The following is a 17,048-nucleotide window of genomic DNA, read 5'->3' on the forward strand; positions in this document are numbered from 1 at the left end:
CGGCCCACCGTAGGCTCGGGGACATGCGGATCTCCGTTTCCTCGGACATGGACGAACCAGTGGCCCGCGCCCTCGTCGCGGAGCTGCGCACGCGCGGCCACGAGGTGGTGACATACGGGGCGCTGCACGCCGGCGACGACCCGCAGTGGGCGGTGTGCTCGGAGGCGGCGGCCAGGGACGTCGTCTCCGGGACGGCGGACCAGGCCGTGGTGTGCTGCTGGACCGGCACCGGCGCTTCGATCGCCGCGAACAAGGTGCCGGGGGTGCGAGCGGCCCTGTGCACCGACGCCTACACCGCGGACGGCGCCCGCCGCTGGAACGACGCCAACGTGCTGGCCCTCAGCCTGCGCCTGACCTCCGAACCCCTCCTCAAGGAGATCCTCGACGCCTGGTTCGCCGGCACGGCCAGCGAGGACGCGGAGGACCGGGAGAACATGGACCGGGTCTCACGCCTGGACGCGGGCAGGCATCAGCGCGCAGGGACAGCTTCGGTAGTGCAGAACGTGGCGATCGACTGTGCGGACGCCTACGAGCTGGCCCGCTTCTGGAGCAGGGTGACGGGCTGTCCCCTGCATCCGGAGGACAAGCCAGGTGACCGGGAGACTCAAGTGGAGCTCGCGGAGGGCCCGAACCTGTACTTCAACCAGGTGCCCGAGGCCAAGACGGTCAAGAACCGGATCCACCTGTGCCTGCGCCCTGAGACCTCGCGCGAGCAGGAGGTGGAACGGCTGCTGGGCCTCGGTGCCACCCTTGTCACCGACCGACGGAATCCCGATGGCTCGGGCTGGGCAGTCCTTGCCGACCCCGAAGGCAACGAATTCTGCGTTCTGCGCAGCGAGTCCGACCGAGCCGCGACGTAGACAGCCGGCCTAGGTGCGGTCGGCCTTCGGCCTGCCCCGTTGGTCCGGTGTGCCGTGCGGTGGCGGGCCGGAGGGTTCCGGTGAGGTGGCGGGCGAGACCGGGGAGCCCGAGTGGCGGGCGGTCTGCTCAGGGCGCAGGGCGCCCGGATCGCCGGACGTCGGCTCGGCGCCCGCGCGCAGCTGCTCCAGCCGGGCCGTCAGGACGGCGGTCACCGGAGCGCGGTCGGCGTGCGCGCGCTCGTACGAAAGCAGTGTCTCGACCTCCTCGGCGGTCAGTGACCGTACGCGGCTCTCCAGGCCGCCGATCGGCAGATGGTCGTAGTCGGGCAGCGGGAGGGTGCTGCGGCCGGAGTCGGCCATGGGTCTCACTTCCCTCGGTGTGGCGGGCCCGGCCGGGTCGCCGCGGTGCCGTGGCCGTCCAGCCGGTGCGGCGTCAGACGGTGCCGGCCCCGGGGCACCTCGTTGGGCTCACGGTTCTGAAGGACCTCGCGGACCGGCCCGTCGTCCGGCAGCCTCGGCTGCTCCTCGGGACGCGGCGGAGGAGGCTCTCGGCGACGTACGCGGGCGCCCAGCCGGACGGCGCCGAGCAGCAGCGCCACCACCACGAGGCCCGCCAGGACCAGCCCGGCGCCGACGACGCCGCGGCTGACGGCGAGGTCCGTCCCTGCGATTTCGGTCCATGGGGTGCTCATGGCGCGCGAGTACCCGAGGTGCCCGCCGTGAACCGGGCACACGGGGTTTGGCGCGTCCAGCTCCGGCTACCCGCCCGGTGTGACGGCATCCCAACAGGAACTCGTCCGGTTCCTCGAGGACCGCTTCGCATGCGCGCAGGCGTGCACCGAGTGCGCACGCGCGTGTGCTCTGCGCGCCAGCCTCCTGGACCCCGACGGGACACAGAACCAGGAACTCGTACGACGCAAGGGCATCATGTGCGCGGAAGTGTGCGACGCGACCTGCCGTGTGCTGTCCGAACAGCAGGACCAGGACGAGGCGGGCGTGCGCATGCAGCTGGAGTGGTGCCGGGCGGTGTGCCTGGAGTGCGCGCACCTGTACGACCAGCAGCCGGACGCCGAGGCGGCCGCCACGGCGTGCCGGGACTGCGCGCGGGCGTGCACGGACTTCATCGCCAGCCTCGGCTGACCGCGCCGCCGGCAGCCCAGGCATTCCCGATTCGCCATTCCCAATTTCTGGAACACGTTCTACGGTGTGCGCCGTCAGGACCGGCCTGGGGAAGCCTGGAGGCGCCGTGCATCTCGACTACACGCCCGAGCAGCAGCGGCTGCGCACCGAACTGCGTGCCTACTTCGCGGAGTTGGTGCCACGGCACGCCCAGGCCCGGTTCGCCGACCCGGCCGCCCAGAAACGGTTCTACCGTGACACGATCCGGCGGCTCGGCAGCGACGGCTGGCTCGGCGTCGGCTGGCCCAAGGAGTACGGCGGCCGCGGCCTGACCGCGATGGAGCAGTTCATCTTCTTCGACGAGGCCGCCCAGGCCGGCGTACCGCTGCCCCTGATGGCGCTCAACACCGTCGGCCCGACGATCATGCAGTACGGCACGGACGAGCAGAAGGCGTATTTCCTGCCGAAGATCCTCACCGGCGAGATCGACTTCGCCATCGGCTACAGCGAGCCCGACGCGGGCACCGACCTCGCCGCGTTGAAGACCCGCGCCGTGCGGGACGGCGACGCCTACGTCGTCAACGGTCAGAAGATCTGGACGACCAACGGCGACACCGCGGACTGGGTGTGGCTCGCGGTGCGCACCGACCCGGACGCCGCGCCGCACCGGGGCATCACCATGCTGCTGGTGCCGACCTCCGACCCCGGCTACTCCTGCACCCTGATCAACACCCTCGCCTCGCACGACACCACGGCCAGCTACTACGAGAACATCCGCGTCCCCCTCTCGCGCCGCGTGGGCGAGGAGAACCAGGGCTGGCGGCTGATCACCAACCAGCTCAACCACGAGCGCGTCACCCTCGCCGCGCACGGCACGATGGCGATCCGCGCCCTGCACGACGTCCAGCGCTGGGCGACGGAGACCAAGCTCGCCGACGGCCGCCGCGTCGTCGACCTCCCCTGGGTGCGCCGCCTCCTCGCCCGCACCCACACCCGGCTGGACGCGATGAAGCTCCTCAACTGGCAGATGGTGAGCGCCGTCCAGGAAGGCACGCTCACTCCGCAGGACGCCTCCGCGGTCAAGGTGTACGGCTCCGAGGCCCGCCGCGACGCCTACGCCTGGCTCATGGAGATCGTGGCAGCGGCGGGCGCCCTGAAGGAGGGTTCCGCGGGCGCTGTCCTGCACGGCGAGCTGGAACGCGGCTACCGCTCCGCTGTGATCTTCACCTTCGGCGGCGGCAACAACGAGATCCAGCGGGAGATCATCTCGTGGATCGGTCTGGGGATGCCGCGGGTACGGCGTTAGTCTGCGGGCATGACGGGCGATCCGGGTCTGTTCGGCCCAGGTTCCGTGACCTGGCAGATGCACGGCGACCCGATGATGTGGGTCGCCGGAGTCCGCGCGCTCTACCTCCAGGCACTGCACCCACGCGCGGTGCGCGGCGTCATGCAGAACTCCGACTTCCGCAACGACGCCTGGGGCCGGCTGATGCGGACCGCCAACTTCGTCGGCACCATCAGCTACGGCACCACCGAGGCGGCCGAGCGGGCGGGCGCCCGGGTGCGGAAGATCCACAGCATGCTCGGGGCGACCGACCCGGACACCGGCGAGCGGTACGGCGTCGACGAACCCGAGCTGCTGCTGTGGGTGCACTGCGCCGAAATAGACTCCTACCTGCACGTCGGGCGCCGCTCCGGCTTCCGCCTCACCGACGCCCAGGCGGACCGGTACATCAGCGAACAGCGGGTCAGCGCCCGCCTGGTGGGCCTCGCCCCGGACGCCGTACCCGCGAACCGGGCGGAGATGGACGCCTACTTCGAGAAGGTGCGCCCCGAACTCGCCACCGGACCCGAAGCACGCGCCGTGGACGACTTCCTCCTCCGCCCGCCGACGCACCCCCTGCTCATACCGGCGCGGGAGGTGCTGTGGCGGCGTGTGGCACAACTGGCGTACGCCGCCCTGCCGCCGTACGCCCATGAGCTGTACGGCAGGCCGGCCCCGCAACCCGCCGTCGTCACCCGGCAGTTGCGTGCCACGGGCAACCTGCTGCGCTGTGTTCCCGCACGTGTGCGCTGGCAACTCCCGCCCAAACACATCCTCCGGGCGATGGCCCGCCTCGGCCCCGGCTCGCGCCCGGCACCGTACAAACTCGGACGATAGGTCGCCATACTGGACGGGCAACGAGGGGAGTGTCACGGAGGGGGCCGACGATCGTCGGCGGGGATCCGTGCCACAGAGGGCGGGGCGACCATCGACGGGGGCGACGGCACGAGATGGCGGAGACCAGGCTGATCCAGGGCCGGTACCGGCTGCTCGACCTGATCGGGCGCGGGGGCATGGGCGAGGTGTGGCGGGCGCGCGACGAATCGCTCGGCCGGCTGGTGGCCGTGAAGTGCCTCAAGCCGCTGGGGCACTCCCACGACCAGTCCTTCACCCGCGTCCTGCGCGAACGGTTCCGCCGCGAGGCCCGGGTGGCCGCCGCGCTCCAGCACCGCGGCGTCACCGTCGTCCACGACTTCGGCGAGCACGAGGGCATCCTCTACCTCGTCATGGAGCTCCTGGAGGGCCGCAACCTCAGTCAGCTCCTGGAGGACAACAAGCACCATCCGCTGCCCGTCCCGGACGTCGTCGAGATCGCCGACCAGGTCGCCGCTGCGCTCGCCTACACGCATCAACAGGGCATCGTGCACCGGGACCTGAAACCCGCGAACATCGTGCGGCTCACCGACGGCACGGTGAAGATCTGCGACTTCGGCATAGCGCGCCTGGGCCACGACATCGGCTTCACCTCACGGCTGACCGGCACCGGCATCGCCATGGGCACCCCGCACTACATGTCACCGGAGCAGATCAGCGGAACGGAGGTCGACCGGCGCAGCGACCTGTACTCGCTGGGCTGCGTGCTGTACGAGATCGCCACCGGGGCACCGCCGTTCGACCTCGACGACGCCTGGGCGATCCTCATCGGCCACCGGGACACCCCGCCGCAGCCGCCCCGCAGCCACCGCGCCGAGCTGCCCGAGTACTTCGAGAAGGTCATCCTGGACCTGCTGGCCAAACGGCCCGATCAACGCCCGCACGACGCCCGCGAGTTGGTCCGCAGGATCGACGCGGGCCGCACCACACCGACGTATGTGCCGACGGTCGTGACGCCGCAGCCGGAACTCCGCCCACCCGAGCCCGAGCGCGCGCCCCGTGAGACCCGGCTGCCGTCCTGGACCCGCGGCATGACCACCGGCCACAAGGCCACCGGCGCGGGCATCGTCACCACACCCCCGGACGCCGGAGCAGGCTTCACCGGCGAGTGGATCGCGCGCCCGGTCACCGGCCGGGTCGAGGAGCCGGTGCCGGACGAGCTGCCCGCCCCTTCCGCGCAGACCCTCCTCGCGCTGGCCGGCCGGCACAACGCGGGCCTCAGCCTCGGGCGGCTGGGGCGCTGGGCCGAGGCGGGCGAGGTGCACCGCGCCGTCGCCGCCGAGCGCGAGCACCTCCTCGGCCCCGACCACCCCGACACCCTCGCCAGCCGCTACGAGGTCGCCTTCACCCTCAGCCGCACCGGCCGCGCCGCCGACGCCCTGCGCGAGTACAAGCACGTCGCCGCGGCCCGCACCCGGGTGCTCGGCGCCGACCACCCCGACTCGCTCGCCGTGCGGCAGGAAATGGCGTACGTCCTGGGCCAGTTGGGGCGGCACTTCGACGCCCACCAGGTCTATACATCGGTGCTGGCCGCCCGGGAGCGCACCATGGGCGCCGACCATCCCGACACCCTGCGCTGCCGCCACAACCTCGCCTTCAACCTCAGCCGGCTCGGGCGCCTGGAGGACTCGTACCGCATGGCCTGCGACGTGGCCGCCGCGCGCGCCCGGGTACTCGGCCCGAACCACCCCGACACCCTCGTCACGCGCTACGAAGTCGCCTACGCGCTCGGCCAGTTGGGCCGCTGGCCGGAAGCCCTGCAGACCTACGTCGAGGTCGCCGAAGCCCGTGCCCAGGCCCTCGGCGCCGACCACGCCGACACCCTGGCCGCCCGCTACGAGGTCGGCATCAGCCTCGGCCGCCTCGGGCGCAGCGCAGACGCCCTCAAGCTGTACCGGGAGCTGATCGACGACCGCACGCGCGTCCACGGCCCCGCCCACCCCGAGACCCTGCGCGCCCGCCACGGCCTCGGCGTCAATCTCGGCCGCCTCGGCCGCTGGGAGGAAGCCCTCGCCGAGTCCCGTGACGTGTGCGCGATCCGCGAGCGGGTCCTGGGCCCCGACCATCCCGACACCCTCGTCAGCCGCCGCGAGGTCGCCGTCGGCCTCGGCTGGCTGGGCCGCTGGGCCGACGCCCTCACCGAGTACGGCCGGGTGGCCGCCGCCCGCGAGCGCGTCTTCGGCGCCGACCACCCCGACACCCTCGCCAGCCGCAACGACGAGGCCCACTGCCTGGAACAGCTCGGGCGGGGCGCGGAGGCGGTCGAGCTGTACCGCAGGGTCGCGGTGCTCCGGCAGCAGCGGGCGTCCGGCGGACCCTGACCCCGGCGCGGCACGCCTCTGGCCGACCTAGATCATCACGTGTTACGAAGAACCATGCCTGCACACGAGGGACGCACCTACGACGCCGTCATCGTCGGCGGTGGCCACAACGGCCTCGTCGCCGCCGCCTACCTGGCCCGCGCCGGACGCTCCGTGCTGGTGCTGGAGCGGCTGGACCACACCGGGGGCGCCGCCGTGTCCACGCGCCCGTTCGCGGGCGTCGACGCCCGGCTGTCGCGCTATTCGTACCTGGTCAGCCTGTTGCCGAAGAAGATCGTGCGGGATCTGGGGCTGGACTTCCGGGTACGCGGGCGCACCATCTCGTCGTACACACCCGTGGAGCGGGACGGCAGGCCCACGGGGCTTCTCGTCGGCGGCGGCGAGCGGCGCACCAGGGAGGCCTTCGCCCGGCTCACCGGCGGCGAGACCGAGTACCAGGCCTGGCAGCGGTTCTACGGCATGACCGGCCGCGTCGCCGAGCGGGTCTTCCCGATCCTCACCGAACCGCTGCCCACCCGCGACGAACTGCGCCGGCGCGTCGACGACGAGGAGACCTGGCGCACCCTCTTCGAGGAGCCCCTCGGCGTCGCCGTCGAGGACCGCTTCACCGACGACCTGGTCCGGGGCGTCGTCCTCACCGACGCCCTGATCGGGACCTTCGCCGACGCCCACGACCCCTCGCTGCGGCAGAACCGCTGCTTCCTCTACCACGTGATCGGCGCCTGGGACGTACCCGTCGGCGGCATGGGCGCCCTCACCGACGCCCTGGCCGCCACGGCACGGCACGCGGGCGCCGTCATCGCCACGGGCCACGAGGTGGAACGGATCGCCACGGACGGCCGTACCGCCGAGATCACCTACCGGACGGCCGACGGCGAAGGCGTCGCCGCCGCCCGGCACGTCCTGGTGAACGCCTCACCGCAAGCGCTCGCCGCCCTCACCGGCGACGAGCCGCCCGCCCCCGCCGAGGGCGCCCAGCTCAAGGTGAACATGCTGCTGAAGAGGCTGCCGAAGCTGCGCGACAGCTCCGTCGACCCGCGAGAGGCGTTCTCCGGCACCTTCCACATCGCCGAGGGCTACGAGCAACTGGCCGCCGCGCATGCCCAGGCCGCCGCCGGTGAGCTGCCCGCCGCCCCACCCTCCGAGATCTACTGCCACTCGCTCACCGACCCGACCATCCTCGGGCCGGACCTGGTCGACCGTGGCTACCAGACGCTCACCTTGTTCGGGCTGCACACGCCCGCCCGGCTCTTCACACGGGACAACGACGCCGTACGCGACGAACTGCTGAAGTCGACCGTGGCCCAGCTGGACGCCCACCTGGCCGAACCGCTCGCCGACTGTCTGGCGACGGACGAGGACGGGCGGCCCTGCATCGAGGCCAAGACCCCGCTCGACCTGGAGCGGGACCTGCGGCTGCCCGGAGGCAACATCTTCCACCGCGACCTCGCCTGGCCGTACGCCCAGGAGGGCACCGGACGCTGGGGCGTGGAGACCCCGCACGCCAATGTGCTGCTGTGCGGGGCGGGCGCGGTGCGCGGAGGAGGGGTGAGCGGGGTGCCCGGGCACAACGCGGCGATGGCGGTGCTGGAGAGCCCGGGCGGCTGACCGGTCAGGAGCGGCTGCCGCCGTCGACGCGCAGGACCGTGCCGGTGACGAAGGAGGCGCGGTCGCTCAGCAGCCAGGCCGCGGCCTGCGCGACCTCTTCCGGGTCGGCGGCACGGCCCAGCGGGGTGCGCTCGACGAGCTGGTCGATGATGCCAGGGGAGCGCTCGTCCCACTCGTACATCATCTCGGTGAGCGTGGTGCCGGGAGCGATCGCGTTGACGCGGATGCCCTCCGGCCCGTACGTCATGGCGGCCGACGCGGTGAGGCTGTTCACCGCCCGCTTCGCCGCGCCATAGATAGGCAGCCAGGGGTTGCCCATGAGGCTGCCGACGCTGGAGTTGTTGACGATGGCCCCGCGTCCGGCGGTGGCGCGGATGGCGGCGATCTCGGCTGTCATCGACAGCCACGGCCCCTTGAAGTTGACCGCGCTGACCAGGTCGAAGTCGTCCTCCGACAGCTGATCCATCGGCCCGGGCTGCTGCCCGGTCGCGCCGTTGTTGAAGGCCACGTCGAGACGGCCGTACAACTCCACGGCCCGGTCCACGGCGGCCCGGACACTCGCCGCGTCGGCGAGGTCGCACAGGACGTAGTCCGCGGTGCCGCCGGCCGCACGGATCTCCTCCGTGACCGCCTTGAGCTGGGACTCGGTGCGGGCCGCGAGCAGGACCCGGGCGCCCTCGCGGGCGAACAGCCGGGCCGCGGCGGCGCCGATGCCACGGCCCGCTCCGGTGACGAAGGCGACCTTGTCGGCGAGCAGGCCCGAGGTCGTGAGGGTGGTGCTGGTCTGTGTGTTGTCCATGGTGTCGAGCCTGCGTCCGGCTGCCGAGCGCATCCAGGCACCGGCGGTACCTGGATGAGCACCCGGACTCCCGCGCACACTGGAGACGTGGACCGACGAGAACTGGCCGACTTCCTGCGCAGCCGGCGCGAGCGCATCACCCCCGCCGACGTGGGCCTGCCCGCCGGGACGCGCCGCCGGACCCCGGGGCTGCGCCGCGAGGAGGTGGCGCAGCTGGCGTACATCTCGACCGAGTACTACACGCGGCTGGAGCAGGCGCGCGGGCCGCGCCCCTCCCACGAGGTGCTGGCCCAGATCGCCCGCGCCCTGCGCCTGTCGGACCCCGAGCGCGACCACCTCCACCACCTCGCCGGAACCCCGCCCGCGCCACGGCCCGGTCCCTCGCGGGAGGTGCGGCAGAGCATCGTCGACCTGCTGCACCGGCTACCGCAGGCCGCGGCGTTCGTGATCTCGGCGACGTACGAGGTCATTGCCTGGAACGACCTGGCGGCCGCCTTGATGGAGGACTTCTCCGCGCTGTCCCGGCGCGACCGGAACCTGATCCGGCGCTGCTTCCTCGGCTCATACCGTGACGGTCGGTCGTTGTACGGCGTGTCCGACGCGGACGAGTTCGCCAGTGCCGCGGCCAACGATCTGCGTGCCGCCGCGGCCCGCTACCCCGACGATCCCGAAGTGACCGGGCTGGTCGACGAACTCCTGGCCGGCAGTGAGAAGTTCGCCCAGCTCTGGGCCGAGCACTGTGTGAACGCCCGGCCCACGCTGGTCAAGACCTTCGACCACCCGCTGGTCGGTCCCGTCACCGTCAACTGCGATCTCCTGGACATCACCGACCTGGACCAGCGGGTCGTCATCTACACCGCCACGCCCGGCTCGCGGTCCGAGGAGGCGCTGCGGCTGCTGTCGGTCGTGGGCACGCAGCGCCTGGACGTGCCGGGCTGAGCGGCGTCAGTCGACGGACCTGGTCCAGCCCGTCGCCTCGATGCGGGCCGCGTCCGCCGGGCGTGCGTCGTCGAAGAGGACGTCGTGGGCTGTCCGCACGCACAGTCCGTCGACGTACGCCCCACGGCCGACGTACAGCCGGTCGGTGGTGTAGCGCCAGCGGAGCGAGAGCTGCCGTGCGGGCGGGAGGTCGGCCGTGAGGCGGCGCCAGACGCGGCCCGACCAGCCGGTGACGGAACCTGCCGGGTGCTGCTGGGGCTCCTCGGTGTGGCGCGTCGTGGTGAAGGGGAGGGGCTGCCAGGTGGCTCCGCCGTCCGTCGTGGACTCCAGGATGAGAACGTCCGAACGGGGTTCGGTGTCCCACCACAGGGCGCAGCCGAGTCGTGCGGCGCCCGTGGTGGTGTCCAGGGCGGGGAGTGCGAGTGTCGCGGCCGTGTTGTTCGCCATGCCCGAGAACCAGGCGGTACGTCCGCGCACCGGGCGGACCGGCACGGCGCGTGCCAGGTTGTTCGCGGCGGCGACCCGGGGTGCGGAGCCGGATCGCCAACTGCGCACGGGATGCACGGAGTTGCCGAGTACCACGAGGAAGGAGTCGGTGGTCGGGTCGAGGACGAGCGAGGTGCCGGTGAAGCCGGTGTGGCCCGCGGTGCGCGGAGTGGCCATCGCGCCCATGTACCAGTGCTGGTAGAGCTCGAAGCCGAGGCCGTGCTCGTCGCCCGGGAAGGCGGTGTTGAAGTCGGTGAACATCAGCTCCACCGACTCCGGTTCGAGGATGCGGGCCCGGCCGTAGGTGCCGCCGTTGAGCAGCGTCCGGCCGAGGACCGCGAGATCCCAGGCGTTCGAGAACACTCCGGCGTGGCCCGCGACTCCGCCGAGGCTGAAGGCGTTCTCGTCGTGCACCTCACCCCACACCAGCCCTCGCTCCAGCCCCGACCAGGGCTTGCGCGCGTCCTCCGTCGCCGCGATCTTCGGCTTCCAGGAGGCGGGCGGGTTGTAGCGGGTGCGGTGCATGCCGAGCGGGGCGGTGATCTCCTCGCGGAGCAGGGTGTCGAGGGTGCGGCCGGTGACGTGCTCCAGGACCAGCTGGAGTGAGATCAGGTTGAGATCCGAGTAGAGGTAGGTGCTGCCCGGCGGGTTGAGGGGCGCCTCGTTCCAGATGAGTCGGAGCTTCTCCTCGTACGTCGGTGCGCTGTAGAGCGGGATCCAGGGGCGGAACCCCGAGGTGTGGGTGAGGAGTTGGCGAAGGGTGATGTCCTGCTTGCCCGCGGCGCCGAACTCCGGGAGGTACGAGGCGACCTTCGCCTCCAGCTCCAGGGCGCCCCGTTCGATCTGCTGCACGGCGAGGATCGAGGTGAACAGCTTGGAGACGGAGGCCAGGTCGAAGACGGTGTCCTCGGTCATGGGGAGCTGCTGTCCGGCCGGGAACTCGACGCCGGTGTCCGTCTTCTCGTCGTACGCCGAGTAGCGCACCGCCATGCCGATCGGCTCGTGCAGGGCCACCGTGCCGCCACGCCCGGCGAGCAGCACGGCGCCCGCGTACCAGGGGTACTTGGGGGAGGGGCCGAGGAAGGTCTCCGCGTCGGTGACGAGTTGACGCAGGTGGGCGGGGAGCAGACCGGCGCGTTCGGGGGAGCCGTGCCGCAGGGTGGGACGGCGGCCATGGGGTACGGCGGCTTCGGCGGGACCGGCGGGGAACGGGGCGATGGCCAGCGCCCCGCCCACCGCGAGTGTCCGTCGGGCCAGTTGACGGCGGGTCAGTCCACCTCGTCTGCCCGGCACTGCCTCTTCGGTCATCGACCAACCTCCCGCTGAGCCACCTGAAAGTATCTTTCCGGATTGCCCTTGCGCAGTGAAACTTTTGTGTCAGGCGTGTCGGGTGTCAACGGGGCGGCGGCCAGAAAAGATCTGACGGAACGTCAGAAAAGGCCTTCCGTCGTCCGGAGGACTGCGGCATCCTGCGCCCATGCAGACGGAGCTGAGCAAGAAACTGGGAGTCGAGCACGCCATCTTCGGCTTCACGCCGTTCCCCGCCGTCGCCGCGGCCATCAGCCGGGCCGGCGGCTTCGGAGTGCTCGGCGCGGTCCGCTATACGGCCCCCGACGACCTCAAACGCGACCTCGACTGGATCGAGGCACACGTCGACGGCATGCCGTACGGCCTCGACGTCGTCATGCCCGCCAAGAAGGTCGAGGGCGTCACCGAAGCCGACGTCGAGGCGATGATCCCCGACACGCACCGGCAGTTCGTGCAGGACACCCTCGCCAAGTACGGGGTGCCGGAGCTGGCCGAGGGTGAGGCGTCCGGCTGGCGCATCACCGGCTGGATGGAGCAGGTCGCCCGCACTCAACTCGATGTCGCCTTCGACTATCCGATCAAGCTGCTCGCCAACGCCCTCGGTTCCCCGCCCGCCGACGTGGTGGCCCGCGCCCACGACCGGGACGTCCTCGTCGCCGCGCTCGCGGGCAGTGCCCGCCACGCCAGAAAGCACCAGGAGGGGGGCATCGACATCGTTGTGGCGCAGGGCTACGAAGCGGGCGGCCACACCGGCGAGATCGCCTCCATGGTCCTCACACCCGAGGTCGTCGAGGCCGTCGACCCGCTGCCGGTGCTGGCCGCGGGCGGCATCGGCAGCGGACAGCAGGTGGCGGCGGCCCTGGCGCTCGGGGCGCAGGGCGTGTGGCTGGGCTCCATATGGCTTACCACCACAGAGGCCGACATGCACTCGGCCGCCCTCACCCGCAAACTGCTCGCCGCCGGTTCCGGTGACACCGTCCGCTCCCGCGCCCTGACCGGGAAACCCGCGCGCCAGTTGCGCACCGACTGGACCGACGCCTGGGACGACCCGGACGGGCCCGGCACCCTGCCCATGCCCTTGCAGGGGCTGCTCGTCGCGGACGCCGTCTCACGCATCCAGAAGCACGAGGTCGAACCGCTGCTGGGCACGCCCGTCGGGCAGATCGTCGGCCGGATGACCAGCGAACGCAGCGTCCAGGCCGTCTTCGACGAACTCACCCGAGGCTTCGAGCAGGCCGTCGACCGCATCAACCGCATCGCCGGAAGGAGCGGACAGTCGTGACCACCGGATTCTGGGCCCAGGCCGCCGAAGACCCCAGCCGTACGGTGCTCATCGCGCCGGACGGCGAACCATGGACCGCGGGCCGCCTCCACACCGCAGCCAACCAGCTGGTGCACGGCCTGCGCGCGGCCGGACTGGAACGCGGCGACGCCTTCGCGGTCGTCCTGCCCAACGGGCCCGAGTTCTTCACCGCCTATCTGGCCGCCACTCAGGCCGGGTTCTACCTCGTCCCCATCAACCACCACTTCGTCGCCCCCGAGATCGCCTGGATCGTCGCCGACTCCGGCGCCAAGGTGCTCCTCGCCCACGAACGGTTCGCCGGCCCCGCGCGTCAGGCCGCCGAGGAGGCCGGCCTCCCGCCCTCCCACCGGTACGCCGTCGGCACGGTCGAGAGTTTCCGGCCGTACGCCGAACTCCTCGACGGACAACCGGAGTCGGCGCCCGCGGACCGCACCCTCGGCTGGGTCATGAACTACACCTCGGGCACCACCGGCCGACCCCGCGGCATCCGCCGCCCCCTGCCCGGCAAGCTCCCGGAAGAGTCCTACCTCGGCGGCTTCCTCGGCATCTTCGGCATCCAGCCGTTCGACGACAACGTGCACCTCGTCTGCTCGCCGCTCTACCACACCGCCGTACTCCAATTCGCGGGCGCGTCCCTGCACATCGGCCACCGTCTCGTCCTGATGGACAAGTGGACGCCCGAGGAGATGCTCCGCCTGATCGACACCCACCGGTGCACGCACACCCATATGGTCCCGACACAGTTCCACCGGCTGCTCGCATTGCCGGACCATACAAGGCGGTCGTACGACGTGTCGTCCATGCGGCACGCCATCCACGGCGCCGCCCCCTGCCCCGACCACGTCAAGCGATCCATGATCGACTGGTGGGGCGACTGTGTCGAGGAGTATTACGCCGCCAGCGAGGGGGGCGGTGCCTTCGCGACCGCCGAGGACTGGCTCAAGAAGCCCGGCACGGTCGGCAAGGCCTGGCCCATCAGCGAACTCGCGATCTTCGACGACGACGGCACCAGGCTGCCGCCCGGCGAACTCGGCACCGTCTACATGAAGATGACCACGGGCGGCTTCGCCTACCACAAGGACGAGAGCAAGACCCGCCGGAATCGCATCGGCGACTTCTTCACCGTCGGCGACCTCGGCCTCCTCGACGAGGACGGCTATCTCTTCCTCCGCGACCGCAAGATCGACATGATCATCTCGGGCGGGGTCAACATCTACCCCGCCGAGATCGAGTCCGCCCTGCTCGCCCACCCCGCCGTCGCCGACGCCGCCGCCTTCGGTATCCCGCATGACGACTGGGGCGAGGAGGTCAAGGCCGTCGTCGAACCGGCCCCCGGCCATGAACCCGGCCCCGGCCTCGCCGCCGCGATCCTCGACCACTGTGCCGAGCACCTCGCGGGCTACAAGCGGCCCAAGAGCGTCGACTTCATCGCGGAGATGCCGCGGGATCCCAACGGGAAGCTGTACAAGCGGAGGTTGCGGGATCCGTACTGGGAGGGACGTACGCGGCCGGTGTGAGGGGACGTGCACCCACACACGCACGCGTGACGGGATGTGTGGCCCCGCGCCATGTGGGCCCGCCCCATGGGGGACGGACCCACATCGCCGTCACCGGTGTTCGGTCACCCGCGTCACCCGCAGGGCGGGCGAGGACAGGATGTCCTTCTCGCAGAATCGCGCGGTCACCCACTTCTCACCCGAGAACAACCGGGTCTGGTCGCTGAAGTGGGGCGAGTTCGGGTTCGAGGACTGGGAGTACGTCAGAAGCGTGCGGGCCACCGGACAGCGGCTGCCGTCCCAGCCCACGGCCTGGATGTGGCTGGAGCCGAAGGAGACGTCCCGGTAGCCGCCCTTCGCCGCATCCCAGACAGGCTCGATCTTGTTCCACACACCCAGGGACTCGGTGCCACCGCCCACGGGCAGGCGCTGCCCCTTCCGCACGACGTACTGGTGGTCCCCGAGCCGCGCGTCGAGCGGGATGCCCGCCGCGCGCAGCTCCGCCACCGTGTCGGCGAGGGCGGTGGTGAAGCCCGGTGCGTCGGTGTTGAGCGTGTTCGGGGTGCCGACCGGGTCGGCCGGTGAGAACGGGACCTTCCAGAGTTGCGCGGACGGCACGGCGGCGCGCAGCTTGCGCCAGAACCGGTCGAAGAGCAGCGCACCCCGGCTGTCGCTGTTCATGGTGCGGTCCCAGGACTTCAGCACGCCACAGGCCCCGCTCACGTCAATTGCGGTGCCTCCGCTGCCCGTTGCGAGCCCGTCCGGAAGCGCCGCGCACGCCCGCGCCGCGTCGGCCGCGGCCAGCTCACCCGCGGTCGAGCGGTTCGCGAACTGCTGCCGCTGGAGATCCCGGACCGTGAGCCCGCCCTTCTCCGCCAGGTCCGCGACATCGGCGACGGCACCACGGGTCCGCACCGAAGCGGCCGTACGGACCGGCCCGAAGACCCGCTCGTAGCCGGTGATCTGCTGGTCGAGGTTGGTCAGCCAGGCGCTGTCATTGGAGTTCTCGACATACGGCGTGTCCTTCAGCGTCGGCATCCGCGAGGGCCCGAAGATGCCGGGCTGCACGGCGTCGGGGTCGTCGCCGAGCGCGCAGTCGGCCCGCGAGCCGTCGAGTACCGCGATGCCCGCCGCCGGATAGGTGACCTTGCCGAGCGCCGTCGAACAGCGCGCGGCGAGCTCGTCCGTGATCCGCGGGAGGACCTGCGACTGGGTGAACAGGGAGTGCCCCGAGGAGTCGGCGGCGATGGTGTTCACCCAGGGGATGCCCTGGCTCCGGGCGAGGGACTCGGCCACGTCGCCCGTGTCGCGCGCCTTGCCGAAGCCGAGCGAGGTGTCGAAGAAGCGCATGTTCAGCGCGTTCGGGTCGTTGAGCGCGTACGCGGTCGTCGTGGTCCAGGGCAGCGGGAGGTCGCCGCCGGGGGACACGACGACGGGGCCGTACCGGGTCCACCACTGGGTGCGGGTCACCGGGGCTCCGTCCCGCACCGGGACGGTCACGGTCCGCCGGGTCATTCGCTCCGGCTTGCCGTCCACCAGATAGGTCGTGGGGTCGGCCGAGTCCAGTTTCAGCTGATGAAGGTTCAGCGGAATGCCGGTCGACACGGTGTGGCTCCACGCCACATGTGCGTTGTAGCCGATGGAGATCGTCGGCGAGCCGAGCAACGAGCCCCCGGCGACGTTCAGTTCACCCGGGATCGTCTGCTGCGCCTGCCAGAACCGGCGTCCGCCCTGCCACGGGTAGTGCGGGTTGCCCAGCAGCAGACCGCGCCCATTGGCCGTCGTACTGCCGTTGAACGCGACGGCGTTCGAGCCCATGTCGGTGATGCCGAACAGTTCGCGCGCGCCCTTGGTGGCCGTCCGGGCATTAGGGACGCGGGCCTCGGCGCCGGCGGCGGAACCGGTCGGTGGCCCCGCGGCCGTGATCGCGTCGACGAGTCCGCCCTGACCGCCGAGAACGGACAGCGCGTACGCGCGCGTGGCGACATCAAGTGTGGTGATGGGACGCACCCAAGCGGCGCCCGCGCACGCGGGGTCCGTGATCCGCTGCTGCTTCAGCCATGCGTTGTATCCGGCCGCCCATCCCTTCATCAGATCCCGGACCGCACGGCTCGGGCCCTGCGGCGCGGGCTGGGCGAGCAGTCGCTCGACCGTGCGTGTCTCCCGCACGCCGCGGAAGTACAGATCGCTGGAGAGGTTGTCGGAGGCGTCGGATAGCGAGAAGTCGGTGGCCGCGTCGGGCCCGAAGAAGCGCGAGCGGTCGCCGCGCACTGTGACGAACCCGTCGGCGAGCACGCACACCTGGTCGGCGGCCTGCGCCCAGCCGGTGCCGAAGCCGAGGTTCGCGTAATCCTTCGCGACAATGTGCGGAATGCCGTACTCCGTGTAGCGGATCACGGCGGACAGACCGCCGTGCGAGGGATGCTGCTGTGGGCTCTGCCGGTCTGCCGCGGCCGCCGGCAGGGCGGCGGTCGCGGTGAGCAGAGCGACGGCCGCGACGAGGAGCCGTCTCAAGCGGGTGCGCATCGTGCCTCCCAACGTCATTGAGGGAAGGAGCGGTTGAGCGTACCAACGGGTATGTGCCTTGACCTCCGTCAGCGGCACAACCAGGA

The 17,048-nt window shown here is 71.5% G+C and carries 14 protein-coding genes and 1 pseudogene; 10 read left to right on the plus strand and 5 right to left on the minus strand.

The genetic code is table 11. The features are described from left to right. Window positions 1-23: 23 nt before the first annotated feature. Window positions 24-467: pseudogene (locus ACTWQO_RS11010) on the plus strand (RpiB/LacA/LacB family sugar-phosphate isomerase); the annotation flags it as partial. Window positions 468-503: 36 nt separating this feature from the next. Further along, entirely contained in the window at window positions 504-860 is a 357-nt protein-coding gene (locus ACTWQO_RS11015) for a VOC family protein (RefSeq protein WP_443237115.1), read from the plus strand. Window positions 861-869: 9 nt separating this feature from the next. Here ACTWQO_RS11015 and ACTWQO_RS11020 read toward each other — a convergent pair whose 3' ends face one another. Together ACTWQO_RS11020 and ACTWQO_RS11025 are read right to left on the minus strand one after the other, a co-directional pair. After that, complete coding sequence (locus ACTWQO_RS11020) at window positions 870-1,220, minus strand: hypothetical protein (RefSeq protein ID WP_443237036.1); 351 nt, start codon at window positions 1,218-1,220, stop codon at window positions 870-872. A gap of 5 nt (window positions 1,221-1,225) precedes the next feature. Continuing rightward, the gene (locus ACTWQO_RS11025; protein WP_443237037.1) at window positions 1,226-1,552 is read right to left on the minus strand and encodes a DUF6479 family protein; all 327 of its coding nucleotides are present in this window, start codon (window positions 1,550-1,552) and stop codon (window positions 1,226-1,228) included. Window positions 1,553-1,631: 79 nt separating this feature from the next. On the opposite strand from ACTWQO_RS11025, the gene ACTWQO_RS11030 reads away from it, so the two are divergent. The 5 genes from ACTWQO_RS11030 (at window position 1,632) to ACTWQO_RS11050 (ending at window position 8,105) form a co-directional block, all read left to right on the plus strand. After that, entirely contained in the window at window positions 1,632-2,000 is a 369-nt protein-coding gene (locus ACTWQO_RS11030; RefSeq protein ID WP_443237038.1) for a ferredoxin, read from the plus strand. Window positions 2,001-2,106: 106 nt separating this feature from the next. Beyond that, complete coding sequence (locus tag ACTWQO_RS11035; RefSeq protein WP_443237039.1) at window positions 2,107-3,285, plus strand: acyl-CoA dehydrogenase family protein; 1,179 nt, start codon at window positions 2,107-2,109, stop codon at window positions 3,283-3,285. A 9-nt stretch (window positions 3,286-3,294) separates the two neighbouring features. Then, window positions 3,295-4,140: an oxygenase MpaB family protein gene (locus ACTWQO_RS11040; RefSeq protein ID WP_443237040.1), complete on the plus strand. Its 846-nt coding sequence runs from the start codon at window positions 3,295-3,297 to the stop codon at window positions 4,138-4,140. Between the two features lie 113 nt (window positions 4,141-4,253). Then, on the plus strand, window positions 4,254-6,497 hold the full coding sequence (locus ACTWQO_RS11045) for a tetratricopeptide repeat protein (protein WP_443237041.1): 2,244 nt from the start codon (window positions 4,254-4,256) through the stop codon (window positions 6,495-6,497). A 54-nt stretch (window positions 6,498-6,551) separates the two neighbouring features. After that, window positions 6,552-8,105 carry a phytoene desaturase family protein gene (locus ACTWQO_RS11050; RefSeq protein WP_443237042.1) on the plus strand — a complete coding sequence of 518 codons (1,554 nt, stop codon included), beginning with the start codon at window positions 6,552-6,554 and terminating at the stop codon, window positions 8,103-8,105. Between the two features lie 4 nt (window positions 8,106-8,109). Here the strand turns inward: ACTWQO_RS11050 and ACTWQO_RS11055 are convergent, their stop codons facing one another. After that, window positions 8,110-8,904: an SDR family NAD(P)-dependent oxidoreductase gene (locus ACTWQO_RS11055; RefSeq protein WP_443237043.1), complete on the minus strand. Its 795-nt coding sequence runs from the start codon at window positions 8,902-8,904 to the stop codon at window positions 8,110-8,112. An 87-nt stretch (window positions 8,905-8,991) separates the two neighbouring features. On the opposite strand from ACTWQO_RS11055, the gene ACTWQO_RS11060 reads away from it, so the two are divergent. Next, a complete protein-coding gene (locus tag ACTWQO_RS11060; RefSeq protein ID WP_443237044.1) occupies window positions 8,992-9,843 on the plus strand; it encodes a helix-turn-helix transcriptional regulator in 852 nt (283 codons plus the stop codon). A 6-nt stretch (window positions 9,844-9,849) separates the two neighbouring features. On the opposite strand, the gene ACTWQO_RS11065 is transcribed toward ACTWQO_RS11060, so the two are convergent. Then, window positions 9,850-11,637, minus strand: coding sequence for a serine hydrolase (locus ACTWQO_RS11065; RefSeq protein ID WP_443237045.1), 1,788 nt, complete (start codon window positions 11,635-11,637; stop codon window positions 9,850-9,852). A gap of 169 nt (window positions 11,638-11,806) precedes the next feature. On the opposite strand from ACTWQO_RS11065, the gene ACTWQO_RS11070 reads away from it, so the two are divergent. Together ACTWQO_RS11070 and ACTWQO_RS11075 are read left to right on the plus strand one after the other, a co-directional pair. Then, on the plus strand, window positions 11,807-12,919 hold the full coding sequence (locus tag ACTWQO_RS11070) for an NAD(P)H-dependent flavin oxidoreductase (RefSeq protein ID WP_443237046.1): 1,113 nt from the start codon (window positions 11,807-11,809) through the stop codon (window positions 12,917-12,919). Further along, the gene (locus ACTWQO_RS11075) at window positions 12,916-14,457 is read left to right on the plus strand and encodes an acyl-CoA synthetase (protein ID WP_443237047.1); all 1,542 of its coding nucleotides are present in this window, start codon (window positions 12,916-12,918) and stop codon (window positions 14,455-14,457) included. The genes ACTWQO_RS11070 and ACTWQO_RS11075 overlap by 4 nt, the downstream gene beginning before the upstream one ends. A gap of 90 nt (window positions 14,458-14,547) precedes the next feature. Here ACTWQO_RS11075 and ACTWQO_RS11080 read toward each other — a convergent pair whose 3' ends face one another. Further along, window positions 14,548-16,962 (minus strand): penicillin acylase family protein, encoded by a 2,415-nt coding sequence (locus ACTWQO_RS11080; protein WP_443237048.1) that lies wholly within the window; start codon window positions 16,960-16,962, stop codon window positions 14,548-14,550. Between the last annotated feature and the right edge of the window lie 86 nt (window positions 16,963-17,048).

Origin of the sequence: Streptomyces sp. 4N124, assembly GCF_052245395.1 — a bacterium.
GTDB lineage: Bacteria > Actinomycetota > Actinomycetes > Streptomycetales > Streptomycetaceae > Streptomyces.